Annotated in this window: 7 protein-coding genes; 1 reads left to right on the top strand and 6 read right to left on the bottom strand. The window is 74.6% G+C overall.

The window, feature by feature from the left end:
• The 6 genes from AB0O00_RS06030 to AB0O00_RS06005 form a co-directional block, all read right to left on the bottom strand.
• Window positions 1–204: hypothetical protein (locus AB0O00_RS06030; protein ID WP_363648889.1), on the bottom strand; the 204-nt coding region annotated here is incomplete at its 3' end.
• A 322-nt stretch (window positions 205–526) separates the two neighbouring features.
• Window positions 527–1,621, bottom strand: coding sequence for a hypothetical protein (locus AB0O00_RS06025; protein ID WP_363648888.1), 1,095 nt, complete (start codon window positions 1,619–1,621; stop codon window positions 527–529).
• An 89-nt stretch (window positions 1,622–1,710) separates the two neighbouring features.
• Window positions 1,711–3,591 (bottom strand): threonine/serine exporter family protein, encoded by a 1,881-nt coding sequence (locus AB0O00_RS06020; RefSeq protein WP_363648887.1) that lies wholly within the window; start codon window positions 3,589–3,591, stop codon window positions 1,711–1,713.
• Window positions 3,592–3,711: 120 nt separating this feature from the next.
• Window positions 3,712–4,365, bottom strand: a complete 654-nt coding sequence (locus tag AB0O00_RS06015; RefSeq protein ID WP_363648886.1) for a VTT domain-containing protein — start codon at window positions 4,363–4,365, stop codon at window positions 3,712–3,714.
• Between the two features lie 164 nt (window positions 4,366–4,529).
• Window positions 4,530–6,887: a hypothetical protein gene (locus AB0O00_RS06010; RefSeq protein WP_363648885.1), complete on the bottom strand. Its 2,358-nt coding sequence runs from the start codon at window positions 6,885–6,887 to the stop codon at window positions 4,530–4,532.
• 145 nt (window positions 6,888–7,032) lie between these two features.
• Window positions 7,033–8,940 (bottom strand): ATP-binding protein, encoded by a 1,908-nt coding sequence (locus tag AB0O00_RS06005; protein WP_363648884.1) that lies wholly within the window; start codon window positions 8,938–8,940, stop codon window positions 7,033–7,035.
• Between the two features lie 334 nt (window positions 8,941–9,274).
• Between AB0O00_RS06005 and AB0O00_RS06000 the strand changes: the two genes are divergently transcribed.
• Window positions 9,275–9,598 carry a hypothetical protein gene (locus AB0O00_RS06000; protein WP_363648883.1) on the top strand — a complete coding sequence of 108 codons (324 nt, stop codon included), beginning with the start codon at window positions 9,275–9,277 and terminating at the stop codon, window positions 9,596–9,598.
• The last annotated feature ends 83 nt before the right edge of the window (window positions 9,599–9,681 follow it).

Genomic DNA, 9,681 nt, shown 5'->3' with positions numbered 1-9,681 from the left:
GTCGAGCTCGACCCGGGCGGCGGCCAGCCCGGCCTCGATGGCGCCGGCCGACGCGGCCCTGCGGTCGGCCTCGGCCCGGGCCCGGTCGACGTCCTCGGCGGAGGGGTGCGGCTCCGGGTCGGCCGGGTCGGCGTGGGCGGCGGGGAGCAGCCCGAGCACGGCGGTGAGGGAGAGCAGGAGGGTCGGCAGGAGCCTGCGCACCACGGGACGTCCCTTCGGCACGGACCGGACGGGTCGCGGGTCGGACGCGTCGCGGTCGGACGGGCCACGCGGTCGGACGGGCCACCCGCCGGGCGCGGCGCGGGAGCGGGGGCCGGAAGGGAGCCGGGCGATGCCCCGGGGATGTGTCCAGTGCGTGACGAAGCGGTCACTCACTGCTCATGTTCTCAAGTCCACCGTCGTTCACACACGGATTACGCACCGCCGGCCGGGTGAGCATCGGATGATCCGATCGGCGCCCAACTCCGGCCACAACCCCGGCCACAACTCCGGCCACAACTGCAGCCGCAGCCAAGGGGTGCACGAACTACCGCCGGATCCGGCGGGTGTGCGTCCGCAGGAAGGAGTGGCGCTCGGGCCGCGGCTCCAGCCCGGTCGGCCGCACCGCGTACGTCCGGTTGCGCCCGGCCCGGACCGTCCGGCGGCGCTGCTGCGCCCTGCGGCCCCGACCGCCCCCGCTACCGGACGCGCCGTACGCCTGGCCCTCGTGCGCGCCCGCCGCCGCGGCGGTGCCGGTGCCCCTGGCGTGGGCGGCGGCCGAGCGGCGGTCGGCGAGCCGCGCCGACCGCCGGGCCAGCGCCCGGGCGGCGTGCGCGTCCAGGTGGGCGGTGGCCCGGGCGGCCATCCGCTCGGCCACCCGGTGGGCGGCGGGGTGGTTGGCGGGCACCTTGTCCGGCGCGCCGGCGATCAGGTCGAAGAGCCAGGTGCGGGCCCGGTCCGCGCGCCGGTGGAGGAGTCGCTCGCGCCGGAGCGCACGCGCCCGGCGGCGGGGGCGCGTGGCGTACCGCCAGCGGGCCCACGGGCTGCTCGGCCGGGCCAGCCGGATCGCGCCGATCCAGGAGAGGCCGGGGACCATGATGCCGAGCAGGCCGGTCCACATCTTGCCCTTGATCAGGGTGATCACCGAGGCCAGGGCGTTGACCGAGATCACCGTGATCAGCCCCCACCTGGTCTCCTGTCCCGGCACGACGCCGAGCGGCACGTACCCGACCAGCAGCAGGGCGGTGAACAGGATCCCGAAGATCACGGCGTCCACCGACTTGCGGCCCTGCTCGCCCCAGTACACGTCGTCCAGGTGCAGGATCAGCGCGAACTCGTCCAGCACCAGGCCGCAGCCGATGCCGAAGAGCAGCCCGAACACGTCGATCCACGGGTGCCCGCCGTAGGTGGCGAACACCCCGATCCCCCCGACCAGCAGGAAGCCCAGGCCGAACACCATGTGGTGGATGTGCAGGCCACCGGGCGTGACGTTGCCCGGCCACCACCGCACCTGGGCGCGGATCATCCGCACGCTGAACCGGATGAACACGAAGGAGGTGATGAACCCGACCAGCAGCAGGAACAGCGGTTGTTTGTGCGCGGCGACGATGTGCTCGCGGTAGCTGTCCAGCAGTGTGGTCATGGGTCTTACCTTCGTTCCTGGTCCTGCGTCCTGCCTGCCGTGGCGTGGCCCGGAGCCCAACACCGGTCCAACACCCGTCCAACGGCCGGTCAGAAGCCCCGGGTGCGCTTGGCGGCCCGGCGGGGCTCGACCGGGTACAGCGAAGGACGCTCCGCGCCGACGGGCAGCTTCATGAACAGCCGGGCGATCTCGCCACCGAGGTTCACGCCGATGGCCAGCGCCATCGCGATCGCCGCGGCCCGGGTGATCGACACCAGCCCGGCGCTGGAGTGCCCCTGGGCGAAGGCGAGCATCCCGAGGTAGAGCGCCGAACCCGGCATCAGCGGGCCGATCGCCGCCGTGACGTACGGGAGCGCGGAGCCGCTGCGGTAACGCGCCATCAGCTGGCCGAAGAGGCCGACCAGGCCGGCCGCGACGCCGGTGGCCACGATCGGGGAGACGCCGCCGTTGTAGACCAGCACGCCGTAGCTCGCCCAGCCGATGCCGCTGTTCACCGTCACCAGGGCGAGGGTGCGGCGGTCGGTCTGCAGCAGCATCGCGAAGGCGAGCGTCAGCACGAGCGCCGCCACCATCTGGACCGGCGGGTTGCTGATCCCCACCAGGCTCTCGTCCGGCCGCAGCTTCGCCTCGAAGCCGACGCCCAGGTAGAGGATCAGCATCACGCCGATCACGATGCCCGCGACCAGGTAGATCACTTCGAGCAGGCGGGCGGCGGCGGTGATGTAGAAGCCCGTCAGGCCGTCCTGGACGGCGGCGACCAGGGCCCGCCCGGGCAGCAGCGCGAACAGGCCACCGGTGATCACGACCGAACCGCGCAGGCCCCAGTCGTTGAAGGACAGGATGATGCCGGAGGCGGCGGCCGGCATCGCCGCGGCGACGAACTGGTAGACCTCCGGCAGCCGGCGCCGGGCCAGCGCGGAGGCCAGGCGGTCGCCGAGGACGGCCGCGATGAACGCGCTCGCGAAGACCAGCCACCCCTTGTCGTCCACCCGCCCGCCGACCAGGAACGTCGCCGCGCCGGCCAGCAGGCCGGTGGTCAGGGCGAGCAGCCAGGCCGGGTACGGGTGCCGGTTGCGGCGGATCTCGGCGAGCCGGCGGTAGGCGTCGTTGACCGTGACCTGCTCCGCCGTGATGTCCGCGACCAGCTCGTACACCGCGTTCAGCCGGGTGTAGTCGGAGGTGCGGCGGCGCACCACGCGGTCCGCGGTGATCGGCGGCTCGACCAGCGAGGGCTGGTGCGAGATCCCGATCAGGGTGAAGGTCACCTGCGGCTCGCAGTGGTCCAGCCGGTAGGCGTGCGCGATGCCGAGCATCGCCGCCTCGACGTCCTCGGCTGCCTCGCCGCTCGCCAGCAGCAGCTCGCCGATGCGCAGCGTGAGGTCGAGGATGCGGGGGACGTTCCGGGCCGCCGACGGGTGCAGCTCGCGGGCCGTGCGCTCGAACGCGGGGCGCTCGGACATCGGGGTGCGCAGGAGCGTGCGCATCCGGTCCGGCCAAGGCGCCTCGCCGGGCGCGCCGGGGGTCAGCTCCGGGACGGGGATGCCCGTGGGCGGGGTGTAGCCGGCGGCCCGCCACTCCTCGGGGGTGAGGGTGTCCTCGGCGACCGAGCGGCGGCGCGGGCGGGCGTCGGCCGGGGCGGCGTCGGCGGCGTCGGCGTCGGCGTCGTCCTGCTGTGCCTGCTGTGCCTGCCGTGCGGCGGACGGCCGCGAGGGCAGGGCCAGGGACGGCGAGAGCTGCGGCTGGGGGGCCATGGGCTCCGGGGACAGCAGGCCCCTGGTCTCGGGGACGGGCGGGACGAGCGGCACGACGGTGGTCGGCTCGACGACCGGGGCCGGGTGGCCGAGCAGGCCCTCGGTGGGCGGTGCCTCGGAGGGGTGGAGCGGCTGCACCGGCGCCGTGCGGCGCGCCTGACGGGCCGCCCGTCCTCCCCTCGCCCGCTTGCCTCCGCCCGGCCGGCCCCGCTTCGGCACTTCCGCTCCCTCGCCACCCCTGGTGGCACCGGGCCACCGATCGATCTCCGGTTACACCTTGCCTGATCGAACAGCCGAACGCACATGTACGTCGCGTCGGGTGACCTGCGCGGCAGTCGCCTACCCGGCGCGGTGCCCGGTCCCGGCGGACGCGCCGGAACGGCGGGCCCGCAGCAGTTCGAACACCACCGGGACCACCGAGAGCAGCACGATGCCGACCAGGATCGCCTCGATGTTGTCCCGGACGAAAGGGATCCGGCCGAGGAAATAGCCGAGGACGGTGACGCCGGCACCCCAGAGGACGCCGCCGACCACGTTGAAGACGACGAACGTGCGGTAGGTCATCCTGCTCACCCCGGCGACGATCGGGGTGAACGTGCGGACGATCGGCACGAAGCGGGCCAGCACGATCGCCTTGGGGCCGTGCCGGTCGAAGAAGGCGGCGGCCTTCTCGACGTTCTCCTGCTTGAACAGCCGGGAGTCGGGACGGCGGAACAGGCCGGGGCCCACCTTGCGGCCGAACAGGTAGCCGACCTGGTCCCCCGCGACGGCGGCGGCCACGACCAGGGCGCAGACCAGCCAGAGCGGCTGGTGCAGGTAGGTGCCGCCGGCCACCAGGAGGCCGGTGGTGAACAGCAGGGAGTCGCCCGGGAGGAAGAAGCCGATCAGCAGGCCGGACTCGGCGAAGACGATGACGAGGATGCCGAGCAGGCCGAAGGCGGAGATCAGGCTGGTCGGATCGAGCCAGGACGGGCCGAGGGCGAGGCTGGTCACGGTGCGGGGCTCCTGAGGATCGAGTCTTGGCAATGAAAGGGTAAAGCAATCACCAAGACTCAATCCGGACGGAGAAGGTTCCCCGGTCGAGGGCGGGGAGCCCCTGCGGGTGGGGCGGGTAGGGACGCGGCGGAGAAGGTTCCCAGGGGCGATCGGCCCGAGGGTCAGAGGCCGTAGCGCTCGACGATGTCCTCGTGGAGGGCGACGTCCGCACCCGCCGCCTCGGCCAGGGTGGGCCAGGCCAGGGGGTGGGGCCAGGCGGCGGTGAGGCGGTGGAGCAGGGCGTCGGCCTCGGCGGCGGAGGCGGTCGGGGGCACGCCGAGGGCCGCGTAGATGCCGGGCAGCATGCCGTCCTCCTCCGCCGGGTCGGTGACGCTGTACTGCTCCCCGCTGTACGCCCACACCGCGTAGCCGGACGCGGCCAGGCCGTCCCGCAGGGCCTGCCAGGCCTCGTCGCCGGGCCAGCCGCCGTCGATCCAGTACGTCGTGTACCCGGCCGGGTCGAGCAGCGTCAGCAGCTCGAAGAGCGGCCGCCAGCGCACCCGCTCCGCCGCGGGGGACTCGTCCCCCGGCGGGGGCTCCAGGAGGGCCGGGGCGAAGACGACGACGTCGCCGTGGTTGAGCGTCAGGTCGTCGCCGAGGACCGGGAGGAGCCGCGCGGTGGCCGGGCCGGTGCGCAGGGCGGGGAGGTCGGCCGTGGAGCCGTTGGTCCGGGTGGCGCGGATGGTGACGAGCTGCCACTCCTCGTCCACCGGGCCCTCGGGCTCGTCGAAGTCGATGCCGAGCAGGGCCCCGGTGGAGCGGACCGCGGCCCAGTCCCGGTTGGCGGTGGCCGCGGTGATCAGGTGCCAGAGGTCGGGCGGCTGGACCGTCCGGTGCAGCTCCTCCTCCGGGGTGCCGTCGACGGGCAGCGCGTGTTCCAGGAGCTCCTGGTACAGCCGTTGCGCGGTCGCGTGGTCGCCGAGCTCGGTGGCGGCGCCGGCGGCGAGGCGGCGGGTGTTGATCCGGTCCGGGTGCTCGGCCAGGATCGCCGCGCAGTGTTCGAGCACCTCGGCCCAGCGGGCCTCGGCGGCGGCCCAGCGGGCGCGCACCCAGTGCCCGTCGGCCGGGCTGGTCGCGGCCAGCCGGTCGGCGAGGCGGCGCACGCCGTCGCCGTCCCCGGCGTCGATCAGCACGGCGCCGAGCAGGCCGGGCAGCACCTCGCCGGCCGGGTCGGCGTCCAGCCGCTCCCACAGGAGGTCGGCGGCGGCCCTGGCGTGGCCGAGCCGGCCGAGCACGGCGGCCAGTTCGGCCGCGAGGGCGGTGGCGCCGGCCTGCTCACCCCGGTACCGGTCCAGGGCGACGGAGAGCAGGTCGGCGCCGGTCTCGTGGGGCACCCCCGCCTCGGCGAGGTGTGCCATCAGTTCCCCCGGCGGGACGGGCAGCTCGGGCTCGGGCAGCGCCTCGGCGGCGGCCCGCAGCTCGGCCACCTGCGCGGCCACGCCGTCGGTGCGGCGCAAGCAGGTGAGTTTACGCTCGCCCGTCGCGGCGAGCGTGCGGGCCACCGTCCGGGCACCGCGGGCGAGGGCGAGCCGACCCGCCGCCAGGAGCAGGTCGACGCACGGGCGGTGGGCGCCGGCGGCGTCGAGGTAGCCGACCCAGCCGGCCAGGACGGCGCCCAGTTCGGCGTCGTTCTCCCGGGCGCCGGCCGCGACCAGCAGTTCGACCGTCCTGGTCCAGTGCTCGCGCAGGTCGGCGTAGCGCTCGGCGTCGTCGCGGGCGGGCAGCAGCGCGAGGGCCTCGTCGGTGCGGCCGAGCGTGGCGAGCGCGCGGGCCCGCAGCAGGGCGCCCCAGCGCCGGTCGTTCTCGCCGAGGGAGCGCCCGGCGGTGCGCTCGGCCCGCTCGGCGGTGTCGAGCAGGCCGAGGACCTCCTCGTACCGGCCGAGCCGGAGCAGGGTGCCGGCCCGGGCGTGGTGGTACTCCAGCGAGAGCCGCTGGCCGGCCGCCCGCATCCGGGCGCCGGCGGCGTCGAGGTGGGCGAGGGCCTCCTCGCCGCGGCCGTCGTCCTCCAGCGCGTCGGAGTACTCGCGGGAGAGGCAGTCGAAGCACGAGCGGGCGGGCTCGATCCGCTCCAGCGTCTCGGTGAGCACGGCGAGGCGCTCGGGCGCGTAGCCCGGGCCGTCGACCCGGGCGTGGCAGATCGCGAAGTCCTGCACCACGCAGACGGACTGCGGGCAGCCGGCCGTCTCCTCGCGGTGGGCGAACTCCAGCAGGTCGACCACCTCGGGCAGGGCCTGCTCGCCCTGGTGGCGCTTGTTCAGCAGGTTCTGCATCCGCCAGTGCCGCAGGTAGACCTCGACCCAGGGCAGGCCGAGCGCCCGGGCGGCGGCCAGCGCCTCCGGGTAGACGGCGTCGAGCTCGTCGTTGCGGCCCTCGTTGGCGTGGCCGGGCAGCGCGTAGATGGCCTCGGCCAGGCGGTGGTGGCCCGCCTCGGCCAGTTGCCGGTGGGCCTCGTGCACCCAGGCCCAGATGTCCGTCGTCATGCCTCGTCCCCCTGCGTCGTGCTGATGGAGAGTGTGCCGGGCGCCACTGACACTGACGCTGCCGGCCGGCCGGTCGCGCTTCGCTGGTCCGTCACGCCCGGCCGGTCCGTCATGCTCGGCCGGTCGGTCGCGCCCGGCCGGTCCGTCACGCTTCGCCCGACAGCGCGCCCGGGCTGTCCGGGACGTCCGCCAGGCCGGCCGGGACGGCAGCGGTCAGGGCGGAGACGGCGGTGCCGACACCGGCGAGTGCGGCCGTGAGGTCCCCGCCGGAGGAGCCGGTGGGTCCGGCCGCCGCCATGATCACCTTGAGCGAGCGCAGCAGCCCGGCCGCCGTGGCGCTGCCGGTGTGCCCAGAGCGGTACGCGTCGAGCAGGTCCCGCACGGCCGGGCAGGACAGGTTGAGGTAGAGCCGGGCCCTGACCTCGCCGTCGGTGCGGGCGGTGAACGCCCGGGCGAGCCGCAGTGCGGCGGACGGGATGCGGGCGTCGGCCCGGTCGTCCTCGATCCGTGCCTTGAGCTCGGCCTCCCGGTCCGGCACCAGGACCAGCGGCAGGCCGGGCGGGTCGAACCGGGCCGGCACCAGTTGCTCGCCCGGGTCGGCGAGCGCGCCCGCCAGCCAGGCGGTCTCCTCGGCGGGCAGCGGGCGCTCCGGGTCGCGGAACAGCGAGCGGTCGCCCTGCTCGCTGCCGAGCTCGACCAGCCGGCAGCCGCGCAGCTGGGCGTAGCGGCGCAGGAACGGCAGGACGGCGTACCGCTCGCCGCGGGCGATCGGCACCCGCATCGCCCGGTACAGCATCTCCTCGAAGCCGCCGCCGCTGCCGAGCGCGACGTGCACCGCTCCCCCGCCGGCGGCGCGCAGGGCGCCCGCGGTCAGGTCGCCCTGCGAGGTGGGCACCGGGACGTCGTCGGCGAGCAGCGTGAACAGCCGGTCGTCGCAGAGCGCGGCGCCGAGGAGGTCCTGGCCGTGCCGGGTGAGGATGCGGCGCCAGGCGGCGGGCCGCAGCCGGGCGGTCTCGTACAGGCCGTCGACGATGGCGTCGGTGAGGGTGCGCTGGAGGGCGCGGTAGTGCTCGTCGCGCTGGAGGTCCTCGCGGCTCGCGGTGGGGGTGAGGCGGCCGGACTCGACGACGCCGCCGATGAACCCGGCCCAGCCGGGCAGGAGGTCGCGGGCGTCGTCGGCGAGCAGCATGCCGCGCAGGTAGACGGCGAGGTCGCGGTTGTCGCTGCTGCCGTAGGTGCCGCCGTCCTGGACCCACAGGAGGCCGATCGCGTCGGTGCCGCCGTCGACCGGCTCGACCGGGAAGGCGGTGAGCGGCTCGAAGCGGCGGCCGAAGGCGGAGGCGAAGCGCATCCGGGCCTCGTGCGGGTCGCCGTCGGAGGGGCGGCGCCAGGGCACGTCGACGGCGTTGACGGGTTCCTCGTCGTCGCCGACGTAGACCGGGATCGGCAGCAGCACGCAGTACCGGGCGAGCACCTCGCGCAGGGCGTCCTCGTCGGCGAGGTGAGCGTGCTCGTCCTTGAGCGTGAGCTCGACGACCGTGCCGGGCCGCGGCCGGGCGGGCACCGGCTCGACGCGGTACTGCTGGCCGCCGCGGCTGCGGTAGCGGTGGCCGAGCGCCGGTTCGCGGTGCGAGGTGGTGGTGACGACGACCTCGTCGGCGACCGAGAAGGCGGACAGGAAGCCGAGGCCGAAGGCGCCGATCAGGTCCTGGTTGCCGGTGAGTTCGCGCAGCATCCGGGTGTAGCCGGTGCCGACGGTGGCGAGGTAGGCGTGGATCTCCGGCTCGGTGAGGCCGGCCCCGGTGTCCTCGACGGCGACCGTGCGGCGGACGGCGTCGCCGCGCACCCGGATCAGCGGGTGGTGGTCGCCGTCCGGGTCCTCCAGGAGGCGGCGGGTGTGCGAGTCGTGGGCGTTCTGGACGAGTTCGCGCAGGGCGACCAGCGGGGTGGAGTAGAGATGCGTGGCGAGGACGTTCACCAGGCCGCCGAGATCGACCTCGGTCGTACGCAGATCCTCGGCCGGGGCGTGGTCGGGCGGGAGACCTTCAGACATGGGAACCCAGTGTGCCAGTGCGACTATCCGTCGACCATTTCTTTCTCTCTGACGATGCCTGGTCAACTCCGTGTTGACCGACCGGTGTTGTGGACTCCATTCGACCCCTCCACCAACTCTCCACCGCGCAGAGATACTTGAACGGAGAAGTGCAGGCCCGCCGACCCACCGGAAATGCCCGCACCATGACACCATCGGGCGAATTGCCACCCATTTGGTGGAGTTCGCCCGCCCCCCTGGTGAATGCTGATCACGCGACGCCAGGCAACGGCGCCACGGAGCGGCCACTCCGGATCGCGCCACCTTTCGCAAGTCCAGTTCCAGGGAGACCAGCGTGTCCCGTATTCGTGCAGCCGCCGCCGTCACCGCCCTCGGCGCCTTCCTCCTCGTCGGCGTCGGCGCCGCCACCGCGCACGCCGACAACGCCGCCGGCGCCGACCAGCACTCCAACAGCAGCGTCGTGAGCAACACCGGCTCCAACAACATCATCGGCAACGTCCACGGCAACGTGGTCAGCACCCAGCAGACGGCCACCGGTTCGGGCGCGAGCAACCAGAACAACGGCCTCGCCGCGACCGGCAACGGCGGCAGCATCGGCGCCCTGCAGGGCAACGGCAACCTCGACACCCGCGTGTACTACCCGCACGTCCTCTACTAGGACCCGGCCGCGCCCACTGCCCTCGGCGCAGCCTCGCCCCACACGGGCCGGTTGCCCGCCCCTCCAGCGCGGGGGCGGGCAAC

It is taken from the genome of Kitasatospora sp. NPDC093558 (genome assembly GCF_040683475.1).
Taxonomy (GTDB): domain Bacteria; phylum Actinomycetota; class Actinomycetes; order Streptomycetales; family Streptomycetaceae; genus Kitasatospora.
The sequence above is the reverse complement of the archived record's forward strand: the minus strand, read 5'-3'. Positions and strand labels throughout refer to the sequence as shown.

Excerpts from the sequence above, each read along its gene's own strand:
- AB0O00_RS06025 (WP_363648888.1), bottom strand. The coding sequence starts at position 1,621 with ATGACCACACTGCTGGACAGCTACCGCGAGCACATCGTCGCCGCGCAC.
- AB0O00_RS06005 (WP_363648884.1), bottom strand. The coding sequence starts at position 8,940 with ATGTCTGAAGGTCTCCCGCCCGACCACGCCCCGGCCGAGGATCTGCGT.
- AB0O00_RS06010 (WP_363648885.1), bottom strand. The coding sequence starts at position 6,887 with ATGACGACGGACATCTGGGCCTGGGTGCACGAGGCCCACCGGCAACTG.